This window comes from Nocardia sp. NPDC004718 (assembly GCF_053601535.1).
Genome location: NZ_JBSGCA010000018.1, coordinates 42,404 through 68,100, shown reverse-complemented (window position 1 = coordinate 68,100; position 25,697 = coordinate 42,404). Strand labels below are relative to the sequence as shown.

The 25,697-nt window shown below is 68.7% G+C and carries 27 protein-coding genes; 15 read left to right on the top strand and 12 right to left on the bottom strand.

Translation table 11 applies throughout. From position 1 onward, the window contains the following. The first annotated feature begins 12 nt into the window (after nucleotides 1-12). Nucleotides 13-375 (top strand): MerR family transcriptional regulator, encoded by a 363-nt coding sequence (locus ACWEH3_RS16170; protein ID WP_450017410.1) that lies wholly within the window; start codon nucleotides 13-15, stop codon nucleotides 373-375. Between the two features lie 52 nt (nucleotides 376-427). Here ACWEH3_RS16170 and ACWEH3_RS16165 read toward each other — a convergent pair whose 3' ends face one another. After that, complete coding sequence (locus ACWEH3_RS16165) at nucleotides 428-811, bottom strand: VOC family protein (RefSeq protein ID WP_450017412.1); 384 nt, start codon at nucleotides 809-811, stop codon at nucleotides 428-430. A gap of 95 nt (nucleotides 812-906) precedes the next feature. After that, on the bottom strand, nucleotides 907-3,279 hold the full coding sequence (locus ACWEH3_RS16160) for a beta-ketoacyl synthase N-terminal-like domain-containing protein (RefSeq protein WP_450017414.1): 2,373 nt from the start codon (nucleotides 3,277-3,279) through the stop codon (nucleotides 907-909). Nucleotides 3,280-3,386: 107 nt separating this feature from the next. Here ACWEH3_RS16160 and ACWEH3_RS16155 point away from each other — a divergent pair, with 107 nt between their 5' ends. From ACWEH3_RS16155 to ACWEH3_RS16135, 5 genes are all read left to right on the top strand, one after another. Continuing rightward, nucleotides 3,387-3,890, top strand: coding sequence for a GtrA family protein (locus ACWEH3_RS16155; RefSeq protein ID WP_450017416.1), 504 nt, complete (start codon nucleotides 3,387-3,389; stop codon nucleotides 3,888-3,890). A gap of 121 nt (nucleotides 3,891-4,011) precedes the next feature. Beyond that, the gene (locus tag ACWEH3_RS16150) at nucleotides 4,012-5,373 is read left to right on the top strand and encodes a M20/M25/M40 family metallo-hydrolase (protein ID WP_450017418.1); all 1,362 of its coding nucleotides are present in this window, start codon (nucleotides 4,012-4,014) and stop codon (nucleotides 5,371-5,373) included. 22 nt (nucleotides 5,374-5,395) lie between these two features. Continuing rightward, a complete protein-coding gene (locus ACWEH3_RS16145; protein ID WP_450017420.1) occupies nucleotides 5,396-5,929 on the top strand; it encodes a YbhB/YbcL family Raf kinase inhibitor-like protein in 534 nt (177 codons plus the stop codon). A gap of 16 nt (nucleotides 5,930-5,945) precedes the next feature. Further along, nucleotides 5,946-6,482, top strand: coding sequence for a hypothetical protein (locus ACWEH3_RS16140; protein ID WP_450017422.1), 537 nt, complete (start codon nucleotides 5,946-5,948; stop codon nucleotides 6,480-6,482). A 101-nt stretch (nucleotides 6,483-6,583) separates the two neighbouring features. After that, a complete protein-coding gene (locus ACWEH3_RS16135) occupies nucleotides 6,584-7,003 on the top strand; it encodes a hypothetical protein (RefSeq protein WP_450017526.1) in 420 nt (139 codons plus the stop codon). Between the two features lie 48 nt (nucleotides 7,004-7,051). Here the strand turns inward: ACWEH3_RS16135 and ACWEH3_RS16130 are convergent, their stop codons facing one another. After that, nucleotides 7,052-8,389, bottom strand: a complete 1,338-nt coding sequence (locus ACWEH3_RS16130) for a hypothetical protein (protein ID WP_450017424.1) — start codon at nucleotides 8,387-8,389, stop codon at nucleotides 7,052-7,054. A gap of 352 nt (nucleotides 8,390-8,741) precedes the next feature. On the opposite strand from ACWEH3_RS16130, the gene ACWEH3_RS16125 reads away from it, so the two are divergent. Next, complete coding sequence (locus tag ACWEH3_RS16125; protein WP_450017426.1) at nucleotides 8,742-9,116, top strand: DNA-directed RNA polymerase subunit beta; 375 nt, start codon at nucleotides 8,742-8,744, stop codon at nucleotides 9,114-9,116. 96 nt (nucleotides 9,117-9,212) lie between these two features. Then, entirely contained in the window at nucleotides 9,213-9,440 is a 228-nt protein-coding gene (locus ACWEH3_RS16120; protein ID WP_355077987.1) for a hypothetical protein, read from the top strand. 251 nt (nucleotides 9,441-9,691) lie between these two features. Here ACWEH3_RS16120 and ACWEH3_RS16115 read toward each other — a convergent pair whose 3' ends face one another. Together ACWEH3_RS16115 and ACWEH3_RS16110 are read right to left on the bottom strand one after the other, a co-directional pair. Beyond that, the gene (locus ACWEH3_RS16115) at nucleotides 9,692-10,864 is read right to left on the bottom strand and encodes an FAD-dependent oxidoreductase (protein ID WP_450017428.1); all 1,173 of its coding nucleotides are present in this window, start codon (nucleotides 10,862-10,864) and stop codon (nucleotides 9,692-9,694) included. Nucleotides 10,865-10,971: 107 nt separating this feature from the next. Further along, the gene (locus ACWEH3_RS16110; RefSeq protein WP_450017430.1) at nucleotides 10,972-12,234 is read right to left on the bottom strand and encodes an MFS transporter; all 1,263 of its coding nucleotides are present in this window, start codon (nucleotides 12,232-12,234) and stop codon (nucleotides 10,972-10,974) included. Nucleotides 12,235-12,318: 84 nt separating this feature from the next. Between ACWEH3_RS16110 and ACWEH3_RS16105 the strand changes: the two genes are divergently transcribed. Both ACWEH3_RS16105 and ACWEH3_RS16100 read left to right on the top strand, forming a co-directional pair. Continuing rightward, nucleotides 12,319-12,771 carry a winged helix-turn-helix transcriptional regulator gene (locus tag ACWEH3_RS16105; RefSeq protein ID WP_450017432.1) on the top strand — a complete coding sequence of 151 codons (453 nt, stop codon included), beginning with the start codon at nucleotides 12,319-12,321 and terminating at the stop codon, nucleotides 12,769-12,771. A 72-nt stretch (nucleotides 12,772-12,843) separates the two neighbouring features. After that, a complete protein-coding gene (locus ACWEH3_RS16100; RefSeq protein ID WP_450017434.1) occupies nucleotides 12,844-13,374 on the top strand; it encodes a class IV adenylate cyclase in 531 nt (176 codons plus the stop codon). A 126-nt stretch (nucleotides 13,375-13,500) separates the two neighbouring features. Here the strand turns inward: ACWEH3_RS16100 and ACWEH3_RS16095 are convergent, their stop codons facing one another. The 3 genes from ACWEH3_RS16095 to ACWEH3_RS16085 all read right to left on the bottom strand — a co-directional run bounded on the left by ACWEH3_RS16095 (nucleotide 13,501) and on the right by ACWEH3_RS16085 (nucleotide 17,741). Then, a complete protein-coding gene (locus ACWEH3_RS16095) occupies nucleotides 13,501-15,333 on the bottom strand; it encodes an AMP-dependent synthetase/ligase (RefSeq protein ID WP_450017436.1) in 1,833 nt (610 codons plus the stop codon). A gap of 189 nt (nucleotides 15,334-15,522) precedes the next feature. Next, nucleotides 15,523-16,263, bottom strand: a complete 741-nt coding sequence (gene ribA, locus ACWEH3_RS16090; RefSeq protein ID WP_450017438.1) for a GTP cyclohydrolase II RibA — start codon at nucleotides 16,261-16,263, stop codon at nucleotides 15,523-15,525. Then, nucleotides 16,260-17,741, bottom strand: a complete 1,482-nt coding sequence (locus ACWEH3_RS16085) for a PfkB family carbohydrate kinase (RefSeq protein WP_450017440.1) — start codon at nucleotides 17,739-17,741, stop codon at nucleotides 16,260-16,262. Before ACWEH3_RS16085 ends, ribA begins: the two co-directional genes overlap by 4 nt. A 745-nt stretch (nucleotides 17,742-18,486) precedes the next feature. Between ACWEH3_RS16085 and ACWEH3_RS16080 the strand changes: the two genes are divergently transcribed. Continuing rightward, complete coding sequence (locus ACWEH3_RS16080; RefSeq protein WP_379252475.1) at nucleotides 18,487-18,876, top strand: hypothetical protein; 390 nt, start codon at nucleotides 18,487-18,489, stop codon at nucleotides 18,874-18,876. Nucleotides 18,877-18,886: 10 nt separating this feature from the next. Here the strand turns inward: ACWEH3_RS16080 and ACWEH3_RS16075 are convergent, their stop codons facing one another. From ACWEH3_RS16075 to ACWEH3_RS16065, 3 genes are read right to left on the bottom strand one after another with little or no spacing between them, the layout of a single operon-like run. Next, entirely contained in the window at nucleotides 18,887-19,963 is a 1,077-nt protein-coding gene (locus tag ACWEH3_RS16075) for a quinone-dependent dihydroorotate dehydrogenase (protein WP_356966113.1), read from the bottom strand. A 4-nt stretch (nucleotides 19,964-19,967) separates the two neighbouring features. Continuing rightward, nucleotides 19,968-20,267: a DUF5703 family protein gene (locus tag ACWEH3_RS16070; RefSeq protein WP_450017443.1), complete on the bottom strand. Its 300-nt coding sequence runs from the start codon at nucleotides 20,265-20,267 to the stop codon at nucleotides 19,968-19,970. Continuing rightward, a complete protein-coding gene (locus ACWEH3_RS16065; RefSeq protein ID WP_450017445.1) occupies nucleotides 20,267-21,280 on the bottom strand; it encodes a YncE family protein in 1,014 nt (337 codons plus the stop codon). Before ACWEH3_RS16065 ends, ACWEH3_RS16070 begins: the two co-directional genes overlap by 1 nt. 153 nt (nucleotides 21,281-21,433) lie before the next feature. On the opposite strand from ACWEH3_RS16065, the gene ACWEH3_RS16060 reads away from it, so the two are divergent. The 4 genes from ACWEH3_RS16060 to ACWEH3_RS16045 are packed head-to-tail and all read left to right on the top strand — an operon-like array spanning nucleotide 21,434 to nucleotide 24,764. Beyond that, nucleotides 21,434-21,790: a hypothetical protein gene (locus ACWEH3_RS16060; protein WP_450017447.1), complete on the top strand. Its 357-nt coding sequence runs from the start codon at nucleotides 21,434-21,436 to the stop codon at nucleotides 21,788-21,790. A 6-nt stretch (nucleotides 21,791-21,796) separates the two neighbouring features. Then, a complete protein-coding gene (locus ACWEH3_RS16055; RefSeq protein ID WP_450017449.1) occupies nucleotides 21,797-22,330 on the top strand; it encodes a hypothetical protein in 534 nt (177 codons plus the stop codon). Nucleotides 22,331-22,341: 11 nt separating this feature from the next. Next, nucleotides 22,342-24,435, top strand: a complete 2,094-nt coding sequence (locus tag ACWEH3_RS16050; protein ID WP_450017528.1) for an MMPL family transporter — start codon at nucleotides 22,342-22,344, stop codon at nucleotides 24,433-24,435. Between the two features lie 29 nt (nucleotides 24,436-24,464). Further along, on the top strand, nucleotides 24,465-24,764 hold the full coding sequence (locus ACWEH3_RS16045) for a recombinase family protein (RefSeq protein ID WP_450017451.1): 300 nt from the start codon (nucleotides 24,465-24,467) through the stop codon (nucleotides 24,762-24,764). Nucleotides 24,765-24,865: 101 nt separating this feature from the next. Here the strand turns inward: ACWEH3_RS16045 and ACWEH3_RS16040 are convergent, their stop codons facing one another. After that, nucleotides 24,866-25,696 (bottom strand): heme ABC transporter ATP-binding protein, encoded by an 831-nt coding sequence (locus ACWEH3_RS16040; RefSeq protein WP_450017453.1) that lies wholly within the window; start codon nucleotides 25,694-25,696, stop codon nucleotides 24,866-24,868. Between the last annotated feature and the right edge of the window lies 1 nt (nucleotide 25,697).

The following is a 25,697-nucleotide window of genomic DNA, read 5'->3' as shown; positions in this document are numbered from 1 at the left end:
GCAGGTCACGGCATGCGGATCGGTGAACTCGCCCGCCGCTCGGGCACGACGACGCGCGCATTGCGCTATTACGAGGAGCAGGGCCTGCTCGCGTCCGAACGGACCGACAACGGCTACCGGGACTACGATGAGGCGTGTCTGATGCGAGTCCGCCAGATCCGGGCACTGCTCGACGCCGGATTCAACTCGCAAACCGTCGCGCAACTGCTGCCCTGTGCCAGCGGCCCGCGCCCACAGCTGGAACTGTGCCCCAACATCGTCGCAGCCATGCAAACAACCCTGCAGCGCATCGAATCCGACCTGGAGACCCTCAGCAGCCACCATGCAGCGGTGTCCTCGTTTCTCGACGATGAATCCTACTCGGATTCCGCCTGAGAAGATTCGCCCCGGCACACGGTCGTGGACGGCGGAGGATCCCCACTCCGAGTCATCCCAACGGCTCGACCCGGCGGCGCAGCAGGCAGAATTCGTTCCCCTCCGGGTCGGCCAGCACGTGCCACGATGCGGTGCCGGACTGGCCGATGTCGACCTTCCGGGCACCGGCGGCCAGTAGCCGCTCCAGTTCGGCGTCCTGATCGCGGTCGGTGGGATTCACGTCGAAGTGCAGAGGGAGTTTCCCGTGCTTCGGCTCGACGCTGCGAATGAACACCACTGTGGGCTGCGGCCCGCCGAAGCCGGTTCCAGGTGGACCGATCTCCAAAGCGTCGCCTTCCCAGCCGAGTTCGACATAGCCGAGTACTGCGCACCAGAAGTCCGACAGCCGTTGCGGGTCGGCGCAGTCGATGACGAGTTCGGTGATCCGGCAAGCCATGGACGCGACACTACGCGCGCAAGAAACGTCGGTTCCATAGGCGGCGGACACTCGATCTCGGTCCTCTCGAGTGCTGTCTCGCCCGCAGTTGCGGCTCAGCCGAGCAATTGCCGGCTCAATGCCAGCAGTTCAGCGGTCGACAGGGCTTCTTCCACCACCGGCGGTGGTGGATCCGCCGCCGACGCAGGTGTGGACGGTGGAGCGCCTTGCGGGTACGCGGGAGTGAGGCGGATGTCGAGTTCCGCGGCAAGCAACTCGACGGTGGGGCAGCCCCAGATGACGGCGGCGGGGACGTCGATACCGAGGCGGGCGCCGAGGCGGGCCGACAGCTCCACGGCGTGCACCGAGCCGATCCCGAGCTGTTCGAAGTTCTGCCGGGCGGCCACACGGTCGGGCGCGATGCCGACGACTTCGGCGAGTTCGGTGGTGACCAGGGCGGCGAGCGCCGCGACGCCGGGTGCGTCGGAACGTCGAGGCTCGCTGGACCCGGCAGACGACGCGAGCGCCGCCGGGTGCCGTACGGTCACGAACGACTCGACAGCTTCGGTCGCGGTCTCCGACGATACGACCGGCGCTGCCTGCGAGTTCGGAATCCAATCGTGCGAGAGGTCGGAGAGGGTGGGCCCGTAGTCCCGCGAAGGCGACGCGGGTTCGGCGAGTGCCTCGCCTGGGGGCTGCGGCTCCGCCCAGTGCCGTTCGCGCTGGAAAGGATAGGTGGGTAGGGAGACCGGTCGGCCGGGCGGGTTCACCGCAGCCCAGTCGGGCTCGACGCCACGCTCGAACAGCGTGCCCGCTGCGTGCAGCAGGTCGCGGTGATCCACCGTGCCGGGACGCAGGGCCGCGGACAACACGACACCCAGCACCGCGTTCTCGTCTCTGTCCGCGTCCGTCGCAGCCCCGTCGAGGTAGGCGTCGAGGAATTCGACGACCTTGTCCACCTCGTCGGCCACTATCGAAATCCGGTGCCGGAAGGAGGTTCTCGTGGCCAGTGTGTGCGCGAGGTCGCCCAAACGGATGTCGGGGTCGCGCACGAGATGCTCACGCAGCCGACGTGCGTGCTCCCGCAAAGCGGCTTCGGTGCGGGCGGACAGCACCACCAGCCGCTCCGAGACGCCGCTGTCGACGACCGGATCGGGTGGGGGCGCTGCTTCGGCGATGACGTGGGCGTTCGAGCCGCCGAAACCGAACGCGCTCACCGCGGCGCGGGCGGGGCCGTCGTGCCGCGGCCACGCCATCGCGGTGTCGGCCACGCGCACTCCCGTCGCGGCGGGATCGAATTCGGCGGGTGCGTGGTCGAAATGGAGGCTGCGCGGTATCCGGCGATGCGACAGGGCCAGCGCGACCTTCACCAGTCCGGCTTTGCCCGCGGCCGCTTCGGTGTGCCCGATGTTGGTTTTGATCGAGCCGACGATCAGCGGTGCGCCGGGGGCTCTGCCGGTGCCGTAAACCTCTGCCAGTGCGGTCAGTTCGGCGTGGTCACCGACGGCGGTGCCGGTGCCGTGCGCCTCGACGTAGTCGATCGTCGAGGCGTCCACACCCGCTCGCGCGCAGGCCCGCCGCAATAGCTGCCGTTGCCCGTCGGCGCTGCTGGCGGGCATGGAGCGGTGCCTGCCGTTGTTGTTGGTGGCGCTACCCAGCAGGGTGCAGTAGACGCGGTCGCCGTCGCGCAACGCTTGTCGCAGCGGCTTGAGCACGACGACCGCACCGCCTTCGCCGCGCACGTAGCCGTCGGCGGAGGCGTCGAAGGTGTGTGACCGGCCGCGTGCGGACAGCACACCCAGCGCGGACAACCCGATCGCGGTCTCCGGTATCAGATTCAGTTGCACGCCACCGGCGACGGCCAGCGCGCTCTCACCCGTCCGCAACGCCTGGCAGGCCAGGTGCACCGCCACCAGCGATCCGGCGCAGGAAGCGTTCACGGTCATGCTGGGACCGTCGAAACCCAGGAAGTACGACACCCGGTTGGCGATCACACCCTCGACATCTCCGGTACTGGTGAACGGGGTGATGGCGGTGACGCCCCTGGCGAGTTTGACGGCGCGATAATCGTTGAATTTGTTGGCGAAATACACGCCGGTGTCCGGCACCCGGTCGGGTCGGATCGCCGCGTCTTCGAAGGCTTCCCAGGCCAATTCGAGTGCCAAGCGCTGCTGCGGATCCATATCGGCCGCCTCACGCGGGGTGATCCCGAAGAACTCGGCGTCGAAACCGGCGACATCCGCCACATACCCGCCCGCGACCGACACCGTCTTGCCCACCGCGGCGCGATCGCGCCCGCGGTGGTCGCCGGACCAGCGACCGGGCGGCGGCTCGTCGGCGATCGCGTCGGTCTCCTCGATCAGCAACCGCCACAACGCCTCCGGAGAATCGGCGTCGCCGGCGAAGCGACAGCTCATGCCGATCACGGCGATCGGCTCCGCGCCGACGCGGTCCGGCCGAGAGCGGGCGTGCCGCTTGGTCTTTTTCACGCTACTCACCTGCCCGCGATCCACCGACCGTGCACTCGCGCAACAGGCGGTGCGGTGAATCTGCCGATCTTGTTGTGGGGTAGGGACATGTGCCGGAGACTTTACCTGTGCTGTTTTCCGAAAGCCCCGTTTTCGCTCGGGTGACGTCCGCGCTGGGGGGCGAGGCACGGCGTCGAGAACTATTCCGTTTCGCTTCTGTCGGTGTCGCGGCGTTCACGCTGGACACCGCGGTGTTCCTGACCTTGAAGAGCACTGTGCTCGAGCCGCATCCGGTGACGGCGAAAGTGGTCGCGGTGCTGGCGGCCATCACGCTGTCATATGTGCTCAACAAGCAGTGGTCCTTCGACGAACGCGGCGGGCGGCGCGGTCATCACGAGGCCGCGCTGTTCTACCTGGTCAGCTTCCTTGCCGTCGCGATCAACACCGCGCCGCTGTGGGTGTCGCGGTACGTGCTGCATCTCGAGGTGCCCGAGGTCTCCCGCTTCACCCAGAACGTGGCCGACTTCGTGGCCGCGCAGCTGATCGGCACCGCGCTGGGGATGGTGTTCCGGTTCTGGGCCTTCGTGCGGGTGGTGTTCCCCGACAAGGTCCGGCCGCCTGATCCGGTGTGAGTTCCGATCACCCTGATGACAACCCTGTCACGGCTGATCGCGCACCGTGCGGGCCGCATCGCCGCGCCGCGACACCCCGTCGGCACGTTCGCCCTGCCGCGCGGGTGGTAGGAAAGGGAGCGTGTCCGCAACTGGCGAAGGATTCGACCCGAACAGAAACTCCCGCGCGGTGTCGGAAGTGGTGGAGCTGGTCAGCACGCTGATCCGCTTCGACACCTCCAACACCGGCGACCTGGCCACCACCAAAGGCGAGCGCGAGTGTGCGCAGTGGGTGGCCGACCAACTGCATCAAGCGGGGTATGTCACCGAGTACGTCGAGTCCGGCGCGGACGGGCGCGGCAACGTCTTCGCGCGACTGGAGGGCGCCGACCCGAGTCGCGGCGCGCTGATGATCCACGGGCATCTGGACGTGGTGCCCGCCGAGGCCGCGGACTGGAGCGTGCACCCGTTCTCCGGTGCGGTGCGCGACGGCTACGTGTGGGGCCGCGGCGCGATCGACATGAAGGACATGGTCGGGATGGCGCTGGCAGTGGCCCGCCAGTTCAAGCTCGAGGGCACGGTGCCGCCGCGCGATCTGGTCTTCGCCTTCCTCGCCGACGAGGAGAACGGCGGCAAGTGGGGGTCGCAGTGGCTGGTGGACAACCGCCCCGATCTGTTCGACGGCGTCACCGAGGCGGTGGGGGAGGTCGGCGGATTCTCGCTCACCGTGCCGCGGCCCGACGGCACCGAACGCAGGCTGTATCTGGTGGAGACCGCCGAGAAGGGCCTGGGGTGGATGCGATTGCGCGCCAAGTCCCGTGCGGGCCACGGCTCGTTCCTGCACGAGGACAACGCGGTCACCATCCTCGCCGAGGCGGTGGCGCGGCTGGGCAAGCACACCTTTCCCCTGGTGCTGTCGGATTCGGTGGCCGCGTTCCTGGCCGCCGTCGCCGAGGAGACGGGTCTGGAGTTCGATCCGTCCGGCCCCGACATCGAGGGCCAGCTGGCGAAGCTGGGCACCATTTCCCGCATCATCGGCGCCACCTTGCGCGACACGGCGAACCCCACCATGCTGCAGGCCGGGTACAAGGCCAACGTGATCCCGCAGACCGCCGAAGCGGTGGTGGACTGCCGTGTGATTCCCGGACGGCAGGCGGCGTTCGAGCGGGAGGTGGACGAGCTGATCGGCCCCGACGTCGAACGCGAGTGGATCACCAAGCTCGACGCCTACGAGACGACCTTCGACGGCGATCTGGTCGACGCGATGAACAACGCCGTACTGGCGCACGATCCACGTGGCCGCACGGTCCCCTACATGCTCTCCGCAGGCACGGACGCGAAGGCGTTCGCGCGCCTGGGTATTCGTTGCTTCGGTTTCGCGCCGTTGCAGCTGCCGCCGGAGCTGGACTTCACCGCCTTGTTCCACGGCGTCGACGAGCGGGTGCCGGTGGAGGCCCTCGAGTTCGGCACCCGCGTGCTGGAACACTTCCTTCTGCACAGCTGATCCGATCCGGAAGAGAGGTTTCATGACCTACAACCCCTACGACGCGCTGCCGAAGGTGCCGTCGTTCACCCTCACCTCCGACGACGTCACCGACGGGCAGCCGTTCAAGAACGAGCAGGTCAGCGGCATCTTCGGTGCGGGAGGCCACGACATCTCCCCGCAGCTGTCCTGGTCGGGTTTCCCCGCGGAGACCGAGAGCTTCGCGGTGACGGTGTACGACCCCGACGCCCCCACCGCCTCCGGCTTCTGGCACTGGGTCGTCGCCGACATCCCCGTGAGCGCGACCTCCCTGCCCGCGGGCGCGGGCAGCGGCGAAGAGGGCGGCGCCATGCCGACCGGCTCGATCACCCTGCGCAACGACGGCGGCTTCCACGGCTTCGTCGGCGCGGCCCCGCCGCCCGGCCACGGCCCGCACCGCTACTTCATCGTCGTACACGCCGTCGACGTCGACAGCCTGGGCATCGACGAGACCGCCAGCCCCGCCTACCTGGGCTTCAACCTGTTCTCCCACACGCTGGCTCGTGCGACCCTGATCGCCACCTACGAGCAGAAGTAGGAACCGCCGCACGATCGTGGCCCTGAGCGAAACGCTCGGGGCCACGGCGCTTTCTGCTGGCAGCGCTCATGCAACAGGAATTCGCGGGCGTGAATTTGCCTGCGCCGTCGAGAATCGCCCTATGGACATCTCCGAAGCGGTCCGAGGCGCGCGCCTGCTCGCTGCCGATATCGAACGGTCCCTCGGCTTCTCGGCAAAGGTCGGCACCGAGTACCCCGAACGGTGGCGCCCCTTCCACGAGCTGGCGGGGCCTCCGATCCCGACAGTGTGGGTGAGCATTTCGGTGCCGGAGGTGGGCACGACCATAGCCCTGGATCCCAGCGACCCGGGCAGTACGACTGCCGAAGGGTTCGCGATGGAGCTCGTGCAGGTTTTGCAGGACGATATCCAGATCCACCTGCGCGAGCCGTGGCCGAGGGATCCCGCCGCGAGCGGCCACGCCTTGGCGGCGACCGAGCGGGGCTGGCAGAGCACGGTGGATCGCGACCATCTGGTTCCGTACGGCGAACTCGGACCGCAATTTGATCCGACCAGTCGGTATTCCCACTGCTGAGTCGTTTCTCGTCCCGCCCTGGCCGTTCGCAGGCGCTACGCTGCCGCTGGACAGCCGCCCAAGTGGGCGCGTGAGGGATCGACGAGGGTAAGAACGTGATCATTCGCACCGAAACGGCCTGGGTGCTCTTCTTCGCCGGGCTCATCTTCCTGTGGGCGCTGGTGCTCGGCGTGTGGAAGTGGCAGGCGATGACCACCTCGCCGGACGGTCTGGCCCACCCCTACGTCGACATCGCCCACCGGGCCGCGTTGCTGTATTCGTTCGCGACCGGATTGATCGCGTGGTTCGTCGAGCTGTCGGGCTGGCCGACCGCGGTGAACGCCACCGCGGCAGGGGCCATCATCCTGCTGTTCGTGGTGACGATCGCGAACTACATCCGGCTCGGACTACAGCGCGAGACCCAAAACCAGATGCGCAACCCGCCGCCGTCGATGCGTTTCGTCCTCGCCGCCTTGATCGTCGGTGAGATCGGCGGATTCGCCGTGCTACTGGTCGGCTTCGCCGTCGAGCAACTGGGGTAGCCAGGCGAATCCCGGGCAAGCCGAGCCTTCCAGCCCGCTGCTGCGCGGTCAGGCCGCGAGCAAAGATCGGGTGCGTTCGGCGAAGTCCGCGACCAAAGGATGTGGACCGAAAGCGACCATGCGCCGCTGGATGTCGCGCACGGCTTCCACGGAGCGAGAGGACTTGACCTTTCGGGCGAGATCCAGTGTCCGCACGCCGGTGGCGTGAGCGGCCTCGAGGTCGCGTCTTTGCAGGTGGGTGACCGCGAGCGCGGCGTGCGAGAGCGCTCCTCGCCGTGCACGGTTCTGCGCACGGGCGTAGGCGATCGATCGGCGGGCGTGCGATGCGGCTTGTTCCGGCTGTCCCAGGTCGCGAAACGCGTTCGCCCATTCGCCGCAGATGTATGCCTGATCGATGAACAGTGCCCATTCGGGTTCACGATCGGGCTCGACACGAGCGAACGCGTTTTCCGCGGCGTTGATCGCACGCGCCGCACCTGCCTTGTCACCGATGGCGGCGAGCGAGCGAGCCTCCAAGGTCCACAAGTCCGCGAGGCAAGCGGGCGCGTCCACCTTCGCCAGGCCTTGGCGACCCGCCTGGGCGAGGCGTCGGCCTTCGTGCGGATGCCCGAGCAAGGTCGCCTGGTCGGCCAGTCCGGCGAGGACGTGCGCGCCGAGCGCGGGATCACGTGACTCTTCGGCCAAGCGCAGCGCCTGGATCAGATACCGCTGCGCCGTGCCGTGCTCACCGTTGTCGAACGCCATCCATCCGAGCAGGTAGGTCTGTTCGGCCGCCGCACCGCACAGCGCCACGCAGACGTCTTCTGTGTGCGCGCGCCGCAGCAGCGGGTACACGTGCTCGTTCATGTAGGCCGCCAGCACCAGCCGCCCCGAGCCACCGCCCTGGAAGATATCCATCTCTTGGAATGTGCCGAACATGTTCTTCACCGCGGTGACGTCCTCGAGCCGTACTCGCCGACGTTCATCCGGTAGCTGATCCAGAGTGTTCAGCAGCCAGTCGCGGGACGGCCCGATCGCCGCGACGGCGGCGAACGGAGCTGTGGCAAGGAGCTTCCTGCGATCCACGTCTGCCCTCCCGAGGTCTGCGACCGCTTCCAGTGTCCGTGTCCACGATGGGTGGTAAACGAGGGCGCGGTCAACGGTCGGCATCTCACCCAGTCCGAGGTCATAGGTCGTCACGCGATATCCGAAGCGCGCCGAGAACAGATCCGCGAGAATCGCCGGAACCGGCGGGCGCGGGCGCTCTCCTTCGTCCACCCAGCGCCGCACGCTGGAGGCGTCGGGACTGATCTGGGGTTCGCCCCATTCGACCGCCAGCGTGCGCACGCGGCGCGCCAATTCGCTGCGACTCCAGCCGGAACGGGCCAGCCACTGGGAAAGGTGCATGTTCGCACTGTTCATCACGCCCGCCATTTCGTCACCGGAAGAAGCCGATCCACCACCTTTCAACACCCGCTGCGACCTTACTCGCCACGCCTCCGAAGTGTGTGCTGAATACGCGCCCGGTCAGGGGGAGCTCAGCGCGAATCTCACCGCGTGCCCACTCCCGCTTCCGAGCGATTTCCGCAATTCGCGGGTTCGGGCGCATCTCCACCGTCGATTGATCTGAGCAGGGGGTTTGATGATGGGCCGGGTACCTTTCGGGAACACACCGCTGTCCCGGTGCGCCTACTACCGGCAGGTGTGCGATCTGCCTGCGGAGGTCGATCCGCCTCAGGTGGGCCGCATAGTGCTACGCATGGGGGTGGCGTGGGCGGTGATCATGCCCGCCACGCTGGGGCAGGACGTGAAGGTATGGATGCAGCGGCGCCACCACGCTATCGGGCCGATCATGTCGCATCCTCGGTCGAAGCGGTGGACGTATCTCACGCAGCCCGACCTTCCCGATGACATCACGCTGTTCGCGGAGATGTTCCGGCTGAACGTCTCGCTGGTGGGCGCCGGCGGAACCGTTGCGTTGCCGAGTCCAGCCGATCAAGGGACCACGTTCCGTTCCTGGGTTGTTCGACCCGCCAGCGCTTTTCGCCCCGCCGGAAGCGTCGTTGTGGCCGCTATCCGTGGATGCGTAGCCGAAAGCATTGCCCGCCGGAAGCGGGGCATCGCGTATGCATGAGGAGCGTGCGGTGTGGAACACGTTGAGGCATTGCGGGATCGGCGGATCCGAACGCTGCGGTCTCCATGTTCGACACGCGCCGACGGAACCGCAACGGTGAACGGCGATCAGCGCGGCGTGTCTCCGCTGCCGTCCGAGCCGGATGTCCATCTGTCGGTGTTCTGGCACGGCGTCCGGATGGACTTCGTCGCCTGCGTGACCGCCGCGTGCTTGTTCGTCCAGGAATGGCGTGCCCGCCACTGGCATGACGCGGTGGAAGTTTCGATGGACGACACCGACGGGTATCCGCGACTGCCGTGCGAGCGGTTGTATCTGGAGCCGTGACCGTCGGCCATGCCCGGGCGCCGGGCACGTGCTGCACCTCGCGCGACGAGGGCAGCACGCTCGGCGACAGCTCCGTGCCGCATCATCGACGAGACACCTGGCAAGGCCGGGCCGTCATGATCACGGCCGCGGCTCTCCTATGGACATTCCGGCGATGCGATATCGACAGCGACCGAGTCGGTGCTCGTCCACGGCGGGCGCCGCGGCTGCGGTAGCCGGTCGGGTATCCGGAAGCGAATCCGGCTGGCCGATCAACGCGCGTCTCGCTGCTGGACGCCCGGCGCAGCGGCCTGTCCCCAGAGGGCGTGCTCGGGTGCGGTGAACGCGGCGACCAAACCCTCGGCCGTGCCGTCGTGGTCTCCGAACAACTCGGCGGTCTCGGTGGCGACCTCGGTGCTGCGAGCGAACATGTTCTGCTCGTATTCGGCGAGGGCGGTCTCGATGTCGTTGCGGTGCGCGGCGAGGGCGTTGCCGAGTTCGGCGCCGTCGAGCAGGGCGAGGTTGGCGCCTTCGCCGTTCGTGGGCATGAGGTGGGCGGCGTCGCCGAGCAGGGTCACCCCTGGTATCCGATCCCACCGGTGCCCGACCGGCAGGGTGTAATGCGGGCGCCAGACCGGCGGGAGGTCGGCGTCGGTGATCAGTGCGGTGAGTTCCGGCGCCCAGCCGTCGAACTCCTGCGCGATGCGTGCGGTGGCCGCGGCGGCATCGGTGAAATCGATGGCGGCGAACCAGTCGTACGGCCTGGCGAGCACCACGTAGGCGTGCAAGGTGTCGCCTTTTTCCCGGTGCGCGTGGATCTCTCGGCCCGGCGAGGGCGCCATCATCGACCCACCGCCGACCGCTTCCGCGGCGGCGGGATGGCGGGTGTCGGCGTCGAACAGGTAGGTCTCGACGAACGACTCGCCGGTGTAGTCGGGTACGGCGGGGGACAGCAGCGGCCGGACCCGTGACCACGCGCCGTCGGCGCCGACCAGCAGGCTCGTGACGACCGTGCTGCCATCGACGAAGGTCACCTCGTGGCGGCCCGCGCCGAGAGCGCGAACACCGCTGAGTTTGTGACCCCATCGGACTGTGCCTGCGGGCAGCGAGTCGAGCAGCAGTTGTCGCAGTTCGCCACGCTGCACCTCGGGGCGTCCACCGGTCCCGTCGTCGGGTATGTCGAGCAGGACGGTCCCGTTCGGATCGAGCACCCGCATCGCCTGGCGGCCCTCCAGGATGAGGCCGCGGAATTCGTCCATCAGGTCGGCCGCCGCGAGTGCGAGTTGGCCGTTGTAGTCGTGGATGTCGAGCATGCCGCCCTGCGTGCGTGCCGTCGGGGTCGGTTCGGCTTCGTACACCGTGGCCGGGATGCCGTGGACGTGCAGGACGCGGGCCAGAGCGAGTCCGCCGAGTCCGGCGCCGATGATCGTTACTGCCTTTGTCATGGTGACGAGAGTGTTGGGCGGGGATTGCACCGTCCTTGCGCCCGGCTTGCACCCGCATGCGTCCATCCCCCGTATGCCGTATACGGCCACGCACAGCGTGAACTGCGTCAGGCATCGTAGCCATGGAACGCCTTGCCTGCGTTCAGATTCTGCGCTGAGATCGTCCGCGGTTTCGCGCCTTCGGCATTCGAGTCGGCGGGGCGGGCGATGCCGCCGAGCTGGCCCAGCCCCCACAGGATCAGTGCCGACAGGGCGTAGAGCGCGCCGACCCAGCAGGAGCCCGGCCATCCCCATGAGCTGTATGCCCAGGTGGTCGTGATGGCGCCGAGGGCGGATCCGAGGGAATAGAAGGCCATGTAGACGCCGATGACGCTGCTGGCGCGGTTCGGATGCGCGGTGGTCAGCAGGTGCTGGCTGCTCACGTGCACGGCTTGGACCGCGAAGTCGAGCAGGACGATACCGGCGATGAGCGGCCAAAGGCTCGATCGGGCTTGGGCGATGAGCAACCAGGACCCGGTGAGCAGAGCAAGTGACCAGCCGGTGATCGTTTGTGCGCGACCGGAATCGGCCCATCGTCCCGCACGGGCGGCCCCGAGCGCTCCGGCCAGCCCGGCCGATCCGAACAGCCCGATCTCGGTGGTGCCCAGCTTCCACGGCTCGGCGCCGAGTGGCAGCGCGAGCCCGCTCCAGAGAGGCCCGAAGGACGCGAACAGAAACAAGGCGATCAGGCCCCGGCTCAGGAACAGCCGATCCGTACGCACGAGCCGCCCCATCGATGCCAGCACCTGTGCGTATCGGACATCGCTCGTCCTGCGGTCCGGGTGGAGTCTCGCTCGGGCGGTGATGGCGAGCACCGCGCAGAGTGTGGCGAGCAGCGCGTAGACCGCTCGCCAGCCGACCGTGTCGCCCAACGCGCCCGCGAGGACACGGACGCCGAGAATGCCGATCACCACGCCCGAGGTGACGACCCCGATATTGCGGCCCCGCTCACCGGGTTCGGAGACGGCAGCGACATAGGCGACCGTCACCTGCACCACGACTGCGAAGAATCCGGCGATCGCCAGCCCCGCCATCACGAGGACGCCGTTCGGCGCTGCGGCTGCGATCGCGGTGCCCACTGCGGTGAGTGCCAGATGCGCGGTGATGAGGCGGCGGCGGTTCACCACGTCCCCGCGTGGCACCAAGACGACCAGACCAGCGAAGTAGCCGATCTGCCCGGCGGCGACCAGTCCGCCCAGCGACTGTGGCGACAGTCCCAGATCCCTTCCCGCTGCTGCCAATACGGGCTGGATCGCGTAGATGGTGGACACTGCCACGGCGCAGATCAGCGCCAGGATCCATCGCTGCGATCGTGTGACTCCGGTCGACACCACACCTCCACAATTGGTAGCAGAATGAAACCATTGAAGCGTAGGCATAATGGTTTCGTATTGCAACCGATAAGGAGGACTGCGATGACGACGCCGCTGGGTTCCGCACGCGAGTGGACCGACCCCACCTGCCCCGTAGCCCGAACGATCGACCTGGTGGGTGATCGGTGGAGCTTGCTGATCGTGCGCGAGGCCATGGACGGCGCGGCCGCGTTCACCGAGTTCCAGCAGCGCCTGGGGATCGCGCGGAACATCCTCGCCGACCGCCTCCGTCGGCTGGTGGATCACGGCATCCTCACCAGCAGCCCGACCCCCGGCGGCAAGCGGCACATCTACGAGCTCACCGAAGCCGGGCAGGACCTCTTCACTACCATCGTCGCGTTGCGGCAGTGGGGAGAACGCCATGCCTTCACCGGCAACGAGCCGCGCTCCACACTCCTGGACCTCGACGGCAGCCCGGTCGCCGAACTGCGCCCGCAAACCCCGGCAGGCAAGACCCTCACAGCGGCTACGACCCGAGTCGACAAGGTCGGCTGAGCAGGAGGTGGCACTACCAGCGGCTCGCGGCGGTAAGTTCGATCGACCGCCCATCCGAAACAGGAGTCAGCAGTGCCCATCGAGCACGAAGCCAAGATCCTCGACATCGACCCCCGCGCCATCGGACAGCACATCATCGACAAGGGTGGCCGGAAACTCGGCGAGCGATTCATGCGCCGCTACGTCTACGACATCGCGCCGGGCGATGACTCGAAGTGGATCAGGCTACGCGACAACGGCAATGGGACCACGCTCGCCGTCAAGCACATCACCAGCGACGCCATCGACGGCACCCACGAAGTCGAGGTGAACGTCGACGACTTCGCCGCCACCAATACCCTGCTCGAGATGCTGGGTTTCACCGCGAAGTCCTATCAGGAGACCAAGCGGATCAGCTTCGTCCTCGACGGCGCGCAGCTCGAAATAGATACCTGGCCGCGGATCCCGCCGTATCTGGAGATCGAAGCCGCGACCAAGGACGAGGTGATCCGGATCGCCGAGCTGCTCGGCTACACCGAAGCCGACCTCACCGGCGAGAACACGATCAAGATCTACGCGCGGCACGGCACCGACCTCAACACTGTCCGCGAACTACGGTTCTGAGTGTCTCGTCGCCCGCGACGGCAGTCGCATGACGGGTGGCCACGATCGTCGCCTCTGGGGCCCGGGACCACGAAAGCGCTGTGAACCCAGGTGGGATACTCTGGGCCACAGCGCTTTTCGCCGGACTTACTTGACGCTGATCACCCGGCCGGAGGGCTCCTTCGCGTACAGCGCCTCGATCTCCGCGCTGTACTTGGCCGCGATGGGTGCGCGTTTGAGCGACATCTTCGGCGTCAGTTCGTCGCCGCCGGGTTCCCAGACCGCGCCCAGGACGGTGAAGCGTTTGATCTGTTCCACGCGCGACAGTTTGGCGTTGCCCGCCTGGACCGCGGCGAGTACTTCGTCGACGATCTGCGGCCGGGCGGCCAGGGCGGCGATGTCCTCGCCGGTGGCGTCGAGTTCCTTGGCGCGCAGGGCGGCGACGTCGGGGTCGAGCACGATCAGGGCGGCGATGTAGGGCTTGGCGTCACCGATGGCCACGACTTGACCGATCAGCGAGGAGGCGGCCTTCACCGAGTTCTCGATGTTGCTGGGAGCGATGTTCTTGCCCCCTTCGTTGATGATCAGTTCCTTCTTGCGGTCCACGATCCGCAGGTAACCGTCGGCGTCGAAGGTGCCGATGTCGCCGGTGTGCAGCCAGCCGTCGGAGTCGATGGCCTCGGCGGTCTTGTCCGGCATGTTGCGGTAGCCGCGAGTGACGATCGCGCCGCGCACCAGCACCTCACCGTCGGCGTCCAGCCGCACCTCCACGCCGTCGCCCGCGCGCCCGACCGAACCGGGGCGGGGCTTGTCCAGTTCGGTGTAGGTGCCCACGCCGGTGGTTTCCGACATGCCCCACACCTCGCTGACGGTGAAGCCGAGGCCGAGGAAGTACTCCAGGGTCTCCGGCGGGATGGGCGCGGCGCCGGAGGAGGCCACTTTCAGCTGATCCAGGCCCAAGGCGTGGCGCAGCTTGGACAGCACCAGCGTCTCGGCGATCCGATGCTGCGCGCTCAGCAGGGGACTGCGTCCTTTGCCCGCCAGATCGGCGCGCGCGGCGGCGATTCCGGTGCTGATCGCCCAGTTGGCCAGCGCTTTCTTGACCGGGCTCGGTTCTTCGGCGAGTTTGCCCTCGACACCGGCCTTGATCTTCTGCCAGACGCGCGGGACACCGAAGAAGCTGGTCGGGCGCGCGTCGGGCAGGGCGGCGGCGACTTCGCGCGGGTCGGGGACAGTGGTGATCTGGATGCCGGTGAGCAGGTTGAGCGCGTGGGCGGAGATCCGGTCGGCGACATGCGCGGCGGGCAGGTAGGACACCACCCGGTCGTCCAGGCCGACCTGCAGCGGGCCGCCGACCAGGACGATGATCTGGGCGAGCACGTTGCGGTGGGTGATCTCCACACCCTTGGACGGTCCGGTGGTGCCGGAGGTGTAGATCAGGGTGGCCAGGTCGTCGGCGCCGACGGCCTGCCAGGCGGCGTCGAAATCGAAGTCGGCGGCGGGCGCGGCCTCCACCTCTTCCAGGGTGACGGTGCCCTCGGCGGGGCCGTCGACCAGGATGATGTGGTCGACCGGCACGCCGGAGGCGGTGATCCGGTCGAGGAATACCTGTTCTGTCACAACGATTTTGTTGCCCGCGTTGGTGAACAGGTGGGTGATCTGTTCGGGGGAGCTGGTGTTGTAGACGGAGAACGGGGTGGCGCCCAGATGCAGGGCGGCGGTGTCGACGAGATTGAACTCGGGGCGGTTGGTGAGCATGATGCCGACGGTGTCGCCGTGGCCGACGCCGAGCCCGGCCAGGCCCGCGGCGATCGAACGCACCCGTTCGGCGTACTCGCGCCAGGTGTACTGCTGGGTGCCGCCCACCTTGCGCAAGGCGATCTGGTCGGGGCGCAGCCGCGCGGTCTCCTGGAATGCGGCGGGAACGGTGTACACCGTTTTGCCCGACTGATGCGCGTATCCGATTTCTGTTGTCGTCATATCCCTGTTCCCGATAGCGCTGGCATGAACCGGGCGCCGGCCTGCGCCGACGCCCGATCCAAGACTCGAAGTCGTGACACAGCGCGATGAAGGCGCTGTCGGTCCTACGAGTCGGCGCGCCACATGTGGCGCGGCTCACTCATGGTAGCCACAGGCGGGAAGCCGGGTGGGGCAAACTTCAACAATCCTTCAGGCACCGATCAGATCGGGCGCGGCGCCGGGCCCTGGACGCGGACGGACGTTCTCGCCGGGTGCGAGCACGACCGCGTCCACGGCCCCCCGAAGTTCGCCGGTGGGATCGCTGTCGTGCTCGTCGAACGCCCACGGCGCGGAGTCGGTCGGGATCCAGTGCTTGCGCCGGGTGCGCTTGGCCTCGAGGTACTCGCGGGCGCGTTCGCTCAGCGCCCGGGTCCGCAACGGCACGGGGGTGACCCGCAACCCTTCCTGCCGCAGGGCCTCGACCTTGGCGGGATTGTTGGTCAACAGTTGCACCGAACGCAGTCCGAGTTCGGCCAGTGCGCGGGCGGTGGCCACGTAGGTGCGCCCGTCGGCGGGGTAGCCGAGGGCTTCGTAGCTGGCGAAGGTATCCGCGCCCGAGCGCTCGCTTTCCCGGTAGCCCAGCGCTTTGGCGATCAGGCCCGCGCCGCGGCCCTCCTGTTCCAGGTAGACCAGCACGCCCGCGCCCGCGGCCTGGATGAGATCCAGCGCCTTGTCCAGTTCCGGCCCGCAGTCGCAGTCCTGCGACCGCAGCGCCTCTCCGTAGAGGCAGCGCGAGTGCACCCGCACCAGGCAGCCGTCGGCGACCGCGCCGAACAACAGCAGGTGCCCCTTCTCGCCCTCCCCGGTCAACTCCACCACCCGAACTCGCAGATCATGCCCGTTGCGACGGAACCGATGCTCGGTGTCGGCAGGATCCACAACTTTGGTCAATGCTCCTCCGTAGCGAGTTTGTAAATTCGCTCGACCTCACTCACCAGTGGCATTGCCCCGGGGACATCCCCGATCGATTGCGTCGCCACCATTGCGGCGGTCGCCCAGACGTAGTCGTTGCGTTCGGCGGGGCGGCGCGTCGAAACGAGACGATATACCAGGGCGGCGGAGAAGGCAGCGTGAGCGCCCACCGAGTCCTCCAGCGCCGTCGGAAAAGGCTGGAATCGGTCGCTGACCTGGTCCGACCACACCTCGCACCGGAAATCCTGGATCGCGCAGACCGCGCCGACGCCGAGCGCGCGCAGCCGTGTGGCGGTCGGCTCGCCACACCGGGTCGCGTCATCGCCCGCCATCGCCAGCGCTCGCAGGTCCTTGTCGCCGCCGACGAGGTAGTCCACCGCCCCCAGATGCTGATACAGGTACTGCGGGCGTTCCAATCGCGGCGCCGGATGCACCACCACCAGCGGCCGCCGCGGCAGTTCGCGCAGCTGCCCCATGATCTGCTCGATGACGCCGGTGGGTTGCTCGAACGTCAGCAGCACCGCGTCCGCGGTGGCGATCGCCGAACGGATCGCGTCGGTGCGCAATTCCTGCGCGCTCAACCGGATTCGCTCGTCCTTGCAGCCGATCGTGCTCGCCGCGCCGGTACGGGCCACGATCACCGCGGTCACGGGCGTCGGGGCGAAAGGCACCACTTTGACGAGTTCGGTCTCGACGCGTTCGCTGCGCAGGTATTCCAGGATGCGATCGCCCGCGTCGTCGTCGCCGACCGCCGAGATCAACCGCACCCGCAGCCCCAGCCGGGCCGCGGCGACGGCACGGGTGAGGCCCTTGCCGCCGGGATGCTCCCGGTAGCTGCCGCGCGCGGTCGCGCCGGAGCCGGGGATACGGTCGACCACGTACATGTGGTCGATGACCGCGTCGCCGATCACCGTGACCACACCGCGGTCGTCCACCGGGACCGTGTCGGGCGCAGCGGTTTCCGCCGAGACACCGAAATCGACGACGTGCGCGCCGTCGAACACCGATGCCGTGGCCAGTTGCGCGGCCAGTTCGGTGAAGGCCCGGCGCTCGGGAGCGCCACGCAGTGAGCGCACCGTGAGTGTGCCGGGAATCGGTTGCGCTCCAAGGGCTTCGTGCAACACCGCCCATCGCTCGGCGAGATATTCGCGCCGCTCACCCAGGTCCGGCGCGTAGAGCCGGGCGGGATCCACTCCGGTAGGCGGGTTTTCGCGCAACAGCCCCAGCGACAGTTCCGCGTCGACGACGAGCCGGTGGGTGGGGTCCAAGCGCAGCGCCATTTCGCGCACCAGCGGCAGCACCGCCTCTTCCCGGTCGACGCCCGCACGGCGGGCGTACTGCCGCACGGCCAGCAGATCCAGCAGGGGTAGTACGTCGATCTCGGTGTTGCGCAACCGATCCGAGCTCAGGCCGGAGCGTTTGCACAAGCGGGTGAGGATATTGCGAACGGCAACCATTCCCGAATCCTGCGGGACCATGGCGATGCCACCCTCCTCTATCGGCGCGACACCGGGCCGTCGCGCGCATGTTGGCCACGCAAATCGGGTTTAGCCAGCGGGCAAATTGTCAATTACCAAATTACAACGGCAATTGCGCGCGGGGAACGGCAAATGCCACACTGTATGTGGCGATCCCCATCGCACCACCAGGCACATCGGGAGGGCTGGTGATGAGAATGATTCTTCAGATACGGCAGCCGCGACGGCGACGGCAACACCGCTCCGGCGGATCCGATACCGAGCTGGTGCCCAAGCGGGTGAGGGACTGAACCAGCCGCCGGACACTCCCCGCGGCAACGCACCGGTCATCACCGCCTCGCGGCGGTACGCCGACCACACGCCGTAGCGCCCCCGGCCTCACGGCCCGAGGGCCCACTCCGTTTCCCGAACCCCGCAGCCGTGGCACCTGCCACCGCGCCGATCCAGCCTCGCACGCCACCATCGGCGCGCGACGCCCACCGACTCGCCCGATACCGCGGTGCCCCCGGCCGCCGCACAGCAGCGAGCCACCCTCTGGACCACCCGGCCCGGCATCGGACCTCTCCGGCCCGGGCACACCCACCGCGCCCGCCGCACCGGCGGAACCCACGATGCGGCGCCTCCACCGCGCCGCACCAGCGGATGCACGACAGGAGGCATTCGTGATCATCGAACTCAGCACCCTGGAGCCGGCCTCACTCCACCTGTTGCACCGGAGACCGCGATGACCATACACACCACCGAATGGACGATGACCAGTGACATAACCCCGGAATCGGCCTACCGGGACACCGACGCGACCGACAGCTGGCGGCTGAGCTGGCTACCGGACCGGCGGCTGACCCGGGGCCAGGCACTGGCCGGGATGTCTTTGGACGAACTGCTCAGCGACCCGCACGTCGTGCACGACCGCATGACCCAGGCCCGCGTCGAGGCCTATGCCGACCAACTGGGCATCTTGCGCGACCACGCGGTGATCCTGCTCGCGAAGCGAATGGCCGCTCGGCTGGGCCAGCAATTGCGGCCGAAGGGAGATCCGGCGCCGCCGGGGCATCGACCACGATCCCGGCGAGTGCGCACCCGCACTGCCGAACCACCGTTCGTGCTCGGCTGACTCACCTGATTCAGGCGTGGGCTTTGTGCTCCGCGCCGACGGCCTCACCGATGCTGCGATAGCCCCCGGCACGCAACCGCTGCGCCAGCCCACGATGGATCCTGCGCATCCAGAACGGGCCGCCGTAGATGAAACCGGTGTAGCCCTGCAACAACGTCGCCCCGGCCAGGATGCGTTCCCACGCCTGGTCGACGGTTTCGATACCTCCGACCGAGATCAGCACCAGCCGATCACCCACCCGCCGGTACAGCCGCCGCAGCACCTCGAGCGAACGGTCGGCGACCGGCGGACCGGACAAGCCACCCGCCCCCATGGCGGCCACCTGCGCCGCGTCGGTGCGCAGACCGTCCCGGCGGATGGTGGTGTTGGTGGCCACGATGCCCGCCAAGCCGAGTTCCACGGCCAGATCGGCGACCGCGTCGATGTCCTCGTCGGACAGATCCGGCGCGATCTTCACCAGCACCGGCACCCGCACACTGTCCAGCACCGCCCGCAGCAGCGGCCGCAGCGATTCCACCGCCTGCAGATCCCGCAGGCCCGGCGTGTTGGGGGAGCTGACGTTGACCACGACGAAATCGGCCAGCGGCCCCAGCAGCGCGGCGCTGGTGGCGTAGTCCGCGGCCGCGGCCTCGGGCGCCACGATCTTCGTCTTGCCGATGTTCGCGCCGATCGGCACCCCACCGCGCCGGGCACGCAGCCGTTCGGCGGCCGCGGCGGCGCCGTGATTGTTGAACCCCATCCGATTGATCAGAGCGCGGTCGGCGGGCAGCCGGAACAGCCGCGGCGCCGGATTTCCCGGCTGCGGCTGCGCGGTCACGGTGCCGATCTCGGCGAAACCGAACCCCAGCGGCGCCCAGGCGTCCACACCGTCGGCGTTCTTGTCGAAACCGGCGGCCAGGCCCAGCGGCGCGGGGAACTCGACCCCGAATGCCTCGGCGCGCAGGATCGGGTCGCGGCTGACGAGGACCTTGCTCATCGCCCAGCGCAGCGGCGCGAGCCAGGCCGCCAGCCGCATGACCGCGAAGACCAGGTGGTGGATGCGTTCCGGCGCGACCAGGAACATCAGTCGGAGTAGCAGGGCGTACATCGGCTCACATTCCGGGTTCGGGCTGGGGTAGTAGTGCGGATTTTCGCCGCCGCAGCAGCACCCGCCTGCTGCCGTCGGTGTAGGCGCGCACCCGCGAGAGTTCCCAGCCGCCGAACTCCGCCTGGATCGCCAGCCGCATGGACGCGGTCACCCGCGTGACATCCGGTGGCAGCCGCAACGGCACGTACTCGTAGTCGTCGCTGGTGGTTTCCCAGCCCGCGGGCAGTGCGCGCCCGCGCCCCCGATGCGCTGCCGGTTCGGTGGATGCCGCGGGATCCTCATCCGCGTGCGGTGTCAGAGCCATCAGTGCCCTCTCTTCCGATCGTCCGCACCGATCCGTTGCAGACCGTCGCCGGTCGCGGACCCCACGAACAGATCACCGGTGCGTTGCTCGACAGCCACCGAGTTCGGTTGCCTGACGGTGGCGTAGCGGCCCACTTCCTTCGGTATACCAGTCGACAGGTCGAATCCGACGACCTCGTTGCGCTGCGTGCACGTCACCCACACGGTGTCCGACCGCTGATCGTAGGCAAGTGCGTAAGGCGAAGATCCTACCGGGAAACGCTGCCGCAACACGAGTGGTCCCGCGGTGTAGACCAGCAGTTCGCCGCCCGCGGTGTCGGTGACCACGAACCGTCCGCGCGTGTCGCCGATCAGCTGCGTGGCCCCGTCACCGGCGCGCAGCGCCAATCCGGGGCGCTGTTCGCCCGGGTCGAGTTCGAAAATGGCGGTCTGATGCCGGTCGAGCACGGTCAGCTTCCCGTCGGCCTCGGCCAGCACGTCGGCGGAGACGAGCCCGGACACCGTGCGGGTCACCGCACCGTCGGGTGCCAGGTCCAGCACCCGGCCGTCGGCGGTTCCGACCAGCAACCCGCCGTCGGGGCGTGCGTGTACCGACCGCACATCGCCGTCGACGGCCACCGCGGACACTGCCCCGGAGGCGAGGTCCACCCGTAGCACCCGCCCCGGTGCGGCCGCCAGCATCTCACCCGGCTTGCCCGGGGTGAGACCGCTGGCGCGATCGGGCAACGTCACCGTGCGCACCACCGGCGCGGCGGCGGCGGGATCGAGCACGGTGAGGACCGAGCCGTCCAGACCGGCCAGCAACCCGCCGCCGGAATCGGCTTGCAACTCGGCCAGCGGACCGGCGGGCAGCACCCGCCCGACCGGCGGCGTCGTCACCGCAGGCGCGACCGCGGGGGTGGCCGGTTCCCTGGTCGGCAGATCAGGGCCGCCCGAGCCGGAGGAGCAGCCGGCCAGCAGCACCAGCACCGCCGCACCCGCGAACACCGAGACGAGCGAGCCGCGAGGGCGCATCCACCGAACTCCTTCTACCGACGAATTTTCCGCAACCTCACCATCTGACCATGATGCGGCAACCAACCGACCGACCGGGGTGGCGGCTCGAGCGGAATGTCGGCGGCGGCGGCTACGGTGGAGACCACACTGTCCGATACAGGGAGATCCGGGTTGAAAGCCGACCATACGTCGGGATTTGTCATCGACGACATCACCGTAGGCCCCCACGCGCACGGCTTCGGCACCACCGCCGAGGGCCACCCCTTCGCGTTCCGCACGGTCCGCGCCACCCTGACACTGGAGATCTACCGCCGCGATCTGGGCGATGCCGTCCCGGGCCCGGAGGACGTGCTCGCCACCGCCGACGCCACGGTCACCGACATCGACCTCGACGACGAGCGCAGTGTCGCCGCCCTGGTGCGGGATATGATCCCCGACACCGCGGCGATCGAGGCCGCCGCGGGACGGGACGTCACGACCGTGCGTGCCCTGCTGGGACGGATCAGCTCCGTCATCGAAGGTATGTAGGAAGTGATGACCCACACACCACTCGCCCGCGTCGCGCTCACCGCCGCCGGTCTGCTGCTGACGGCGGTCGTCGCCGCGTGCGACACCGGAACCGACGAGGCCGCCGTCGATGCCGCCCGGTCCTCGGCGAACGCGTCGCTGTCGTCCTCGATCGCCGTGTCCTCCCGCGCCGCCCACCCGCCGCTGCCCACCGCCGCCGACCTGGACGCCCAGATCAAGCGGGCACTGGACCCGGCGCTGCCCGACAGCGAACGCACCGCCCTCATCGAGGACGGGGAATCCTTCCGCCAGGCCATCCCCGACATGTACAAGGCGCTGCAGGACAACCCGCGCGCCGTCTACGGCGTCACCGATCCGGTGTTCGACAACCACGACGGCACCCTGACCGCCACCATGCGGCTGGACAAGGACGGCACCGGCGCCGCGGTCCGCACCACCGTCGTGCACTTCGTGCTCGTCGACGGCAAGTGGAAGATCTCGCGCACCGACCTGTGCGGCATCCTGCGCTCGGCCGACTACCGCACCCCGGCTTGCGGCTGACCCGCGACGCGATGCGCCGTTCCGGATCACTGCGGTGGGGGCGGTGGGTCCACCGCAACCGCTACCTCGTTCTCGCCCTGTTCGTACTGTTCGTGCTGGTCTCCGGCTGGTACGGCCGCGACCTGGCCGGGCGGCTGACCCAGGAGGGCTGGTTCGACGAGAGCAGCGAATCGGTGGCCGCGGCCGAACTGGCCGACCGCACCTTCGGCCGCGACACCGACAGCGACCTGATCCTGCTCTACACCGCACCCGACGGCGCCACTGTCGACGACCCGGCCGTCCGCGGCCCGGTCACCCAGCACCTGGCCGGATTGCTGGCCGCCTACCCCGACCGCATCCAGAAGATCGACAGCTACTGGGACAGCCCGTTCTCCGCCCAGGCCACCGACGCCACGCACACCCACGCCTTCGCCAGCGTCGGCCTGCGCGGTTCGGGCACCGCGACGGTGCAGAACTACGCCGCGATCAAAGACCATCTCGGCGCCGGACGCGCAGGCGCCGGCCCGGGCGGCACGACCGTGCAACTGGCCGGATTGCAGCCGATCGTCGAAGGCATCAACACCGGCATGCAACGCGACATCAAACGCGCGGAGATGATCGCCGTGCCGTTGGTGGCGATCCTGCTGTATTTCGTGTTCGGCGGCGTGATCGGCGCGCTGCTGCCGGTACTCATCGGCGGCATGACCATCCTGGGCACCCAGGGCGCGCTGCGGGCGCTGACCGACCACCTCGACGTCAACGTCTTCGCCAGCGCCGTGATGACCCTGGTCAGCCTGGGCCTGGCGATCGACTACGGCCTGTTCACCGTCACCCGCTTCCGCGAGGAACTCGCCGCGGGCCACACCGTCGAAGAGGCCACCGCCCGCACCGTCGCCACCGCCGGGCGCACCGTGCTGTTCTCCGCCGCGATCATCGCCCTCAGCCTCGGGGCGCTGTTCATCTTCCCCAACGGGGTGCTGCGCTCGGTGCCGCTGGGCGGTATCAGCTCGGTGCTGCTGGCGGCACTGCTGTCGGTGACCGCGCTGCCCGCGGCGTTGAGCATCGTCGGGCGCCGCATCGACTTCCTGGGGTGGAAACGCTTCTCCCGCAGCAAGACCGAGGCCCAGATCGACGCCGGCTTCTTCTCCCGCCTGGCGCTGTGGGCGATGCGCCGCCCCCTGGCGGTGGCCGTGCCGATCGTGCTGGCCCTGCTGGCGCTGAGCATCCCGATACGTCACATCGAATTCGGCGGCCTGAGCGAACGCTATCTGTCCGACGACAACCCGGCGCGAGTGGCGCAGGAACGCTTCGACGCCCTGTTTCCCAGCTTCCGCACCGAGCCACTGAAACTGGTGGTGCTCGGCGCCGACCCACAGCAGTTGAGCGACATCCGCTACGCCGCCAACCAGATCCCCGGCCTGACCGGACGTTTCGAACCCGCCGCACCCACCAAGGCCGGCATCAACGTGCTCGCCGCCGGGCTGACCGACAAACGCGACGCCGACCGGGTGATCGCCGCACTGCGCGCCATTCCCCAACCGCCCGGCACGCAGGTGATGGTCGCGGGCGTGCCGGCCCTGGAACGCGACAGCATCAACGGCCTGCTCGACGGCCTGCCGGCACTGCTGGCCATCCTGGTCGCCGCAGCACTGGCGCTGATGTACGCGGCGTTCCGCTCGCTGGTGCTCGCGTTGAAAGCGGTGGCCATGAGCGCGCTCAGCCTCGTGTCCACCCTCGGCATGCTCACCTGGATGTTCGTCGAGGGGCACGGCGCGGGGATCTTCCACTTCACGCCAGGACCGCTGATGTTCGCGGTGCTGGCGTTGATCGTGACGGTGGTGTTCGGGCTGTCCACCGACTACGAGGTATTCCTGCTGTCGCGGGTGTCGGAGGCGCGTGCCGCCGGCGCGGACGCACCTGAGGCCATCCGCTACGGCATCGCCCACACCGGCGGCGTGATCACCTCCGCCGCCGCGATCCTCATCGTGGTCACCGGTGCGTTCGGGTTCTCGGATCTGGTGCTGATGAAATACATCGCCTACGGCATGATCGCCGCCCTGATCCTGGACGCCACCGTCATCCGCATGCTGCTGACACCCGCGGTGCTGAAACTGATCTGGCGGTAGGACACCGGCAATCGTTTACGCTTTCGGGCATGTCCGGCACGTCGATCGGCTACGCCCGCTGTTGCACGGGCACAAAGGATCTCACCGCTTCACGCGACCGGTTGTGTGAACTCGGCAGCACCGGGCGACGCGGCCATCGCGTCCACGGATCGACGGGCACCAACCATCAGCGTCCCGAGCCGGACCAGACGCGCGCGGCGGTCCGCACCGGGGACGCTCTCGTGGTGCCGAAACTCGACCGGCTCGCCCGCTCGGTCCCGCCCGCGCGAGCGGTCGGTGACGACCCCGCCGCCCGCGGCCTGCCAGACGCGACGACCAGGTCTCCCTGACGGCAGCTCTGGGCTCGACCCGGCTGTATCCCCGGCACGGCTGACGGTCGCGAACACAGGACCACACGGACGTCGCCGACGGTTAGGCGGTGCCGCTGCGGTCAGCGGCGCACCGGCAGCACCAGTTGCGCCCCGGTGACCGGGTGGTCGAGCACTTCGACCGGGTGCTGGTAGACCCGCGTGAGCAGTTCGGTGGTGAGCACGGCACGGGGTGGACCGTCGGCGGCGATGCGACCTGAGTCCAAGACCGCGACGCGGTCGGCGTAGGCGGCCGCGACACCCAGATCGTGCAAGACGACCACGACCGCCGCGCCGTCGTCGGCGCGCTCGGCGGCCAGACGCAGCACGGCCTCTTGGTGACCGAGGTCCAGCGCGGCGGTCGGCTCGTCCAGCAGCAGGGTGGCGGTGTCCTGCGCCAGCACACGCGCCAACGCCACCCGGGCGCGTTCACCACCGGACAGGGTCGGGAACGATCGCGTGGCCAGATGAGCGACATCGGTGGCGGCCATCGCGGCGGCGATCTGTTTCTCGTCGTGTTCGCGGCGTTCGGTCCGCACCCAGGGCGCGCGGCCCATCGCCACCACTTCCCGCGCGGTGAAGGGGAACCCGACGGTGTGGGTCTGCGGCAACACCGCCCGCCGCCGGGCCATGTCCAACGTCGTCCAGTGTGCCAACGGCTGCCCGTCGAGCTCCACCGTCCCCGCGCTCGGCGCCAACTCCCCGGCCAACGCGGCCAGCAACGTCGACTTACCGGCCCCGTTGGGCCCGACGAGAGCGACGACCTGCCCCGCCACCCCCTCGAAATCCACACCGTCGAGCACCCGCCGCGCCTGCCCGCCCCCGCGCCGCTCCACACTCACCCCCGACGCCCGCACCGTCACATCTCCCCGCCGCGGCCACCCCGGCACCTCGTGCACAACCCGCACCTTCACC

What these genes read in the sequence shown, in the direction of transcription:
- ACWEH3_RS16055 (WP_450017449.1), top strand. Translation starts at nt 21,797, where the DNA reads ATGACCCACACACCACTCGCCCGCGTCGCGCTCACCGCCGCCGGTCTG.
- ACWEH3_RS16070 (WP_450017443.1), bottom strand. Translation starts at nt 20,267, where the DNA reads ATGGCTCTGACACCGCACGCGGATGAGGATCCCGCGGCATCCACCGAA.
- ACWEH3_RS16045 (WP_450017451.1), top strand. Translation starts at nt 24,465, where the DNA reads ATGTCCGGCACGTCGATCGGCTACGCCCGCTGTTGCACGGGCACAAAG.
- ACWEH3_RS16145 (WP_450017420.1), top strand. Translation starts at nt 5,396, where the DNA reads ATGACCTACAACCCCTACGACGCGCTGCCGAAGGTGCCGTCGTTCACC.
- ACWEH3_RS16165 (WP_450017412.1), bottom strand. Translation starts at nt 811, where the DNA reads ATGGCTTGCCGGATCACCGAACTCGTCATCGACTGCGCCGACCCGCAA.
- ACWEH3_RS16075 (WP_356966113.1), bottom strand. Translation starts at nt 19,963, where the DNA reads ATGTACGCCCTGCTACTCCGACTGATGTTCCTGGTCGCGCCGGAACGC.
- ACWEH3_RS16105 (WP_450017432.1), top strand. Translation starts at nt 12,319, where the DNA reads ATGACGACGCCGCTGGGTTCCGCACGCGAGTGGACCGACCCCACCTGC.
- ACWEH3_RS16050 (WP_450017528.1), top strand. Translation starts at nt 22,342, where the DNA reads ATGCGCCGTTCCGGATCACTGCGGTGGGGGCGGTGGGTCCACCGCAAC.
- ACWEH3_RS16115 (WP_450017428.1), bottom strand. Translation starts at nt 10,864, where the DNA reads ATGACAAAGGCAGTAACGATCATCGGCGCCGGACTCGGCGGACTCGCT.
- ACWEH3_RS16170 (WP_450017410.1), top strand. Translation starts at nt 13, where the DNA reads ATGCGGATCGGTGAACTCGCCCGCCGCTCGGGCACGACGACGCGCGCA.
- ACWEH3_RS16125 (WP_450017426.1), top strand. Translation starts at nt 8,742, where the DNA reads ATGGGGGTGGCGTGGGCGGTGATCATGCCCGCCACGCTGGGGCAGGAC.
- ACWEH3_RS16080 (WP_379252475.1), top strand. Translation starts at nt 18,487, where the DNA reads ATGACCATACACACCACCGAATGGACGATGACCAGTGACATAACCCCG.
- ACWEH3_RS16065 (WP_450017445.1), bottom strand. Translation starts at nt 21,280, where the DNA reads ATGCGCCCTCGCGGCTCGCTCGTCTCGGTGTTCGCGGGTGCGGCGGTG.
- ACWEH3_RS16095 (WP_450017436.1), bottom strand. Translation starts at nt 15,333, where the DNA reads ATGACGACAACAGAAATCGGATACGCGCATCAGTCGGGCAAAACGGTG.
- ACWEH3_RS16130 (WP_450017424.1), bottom strand. Translation starts at nt 8,389, where the DNA reads ATGCACCTTTCCCAGTGGCTGGCCCGTTCCGGCTGGAGTCGCAGCGAA.
- ACWEH3_RS16085 (WP_450017440.1), bottom strand. Translation starts at nt 17,741, where the DNA reads ATGGTTGCCGTTCGCAATATCCTCACCCGCTTGTGCAAACGCTCCGGC.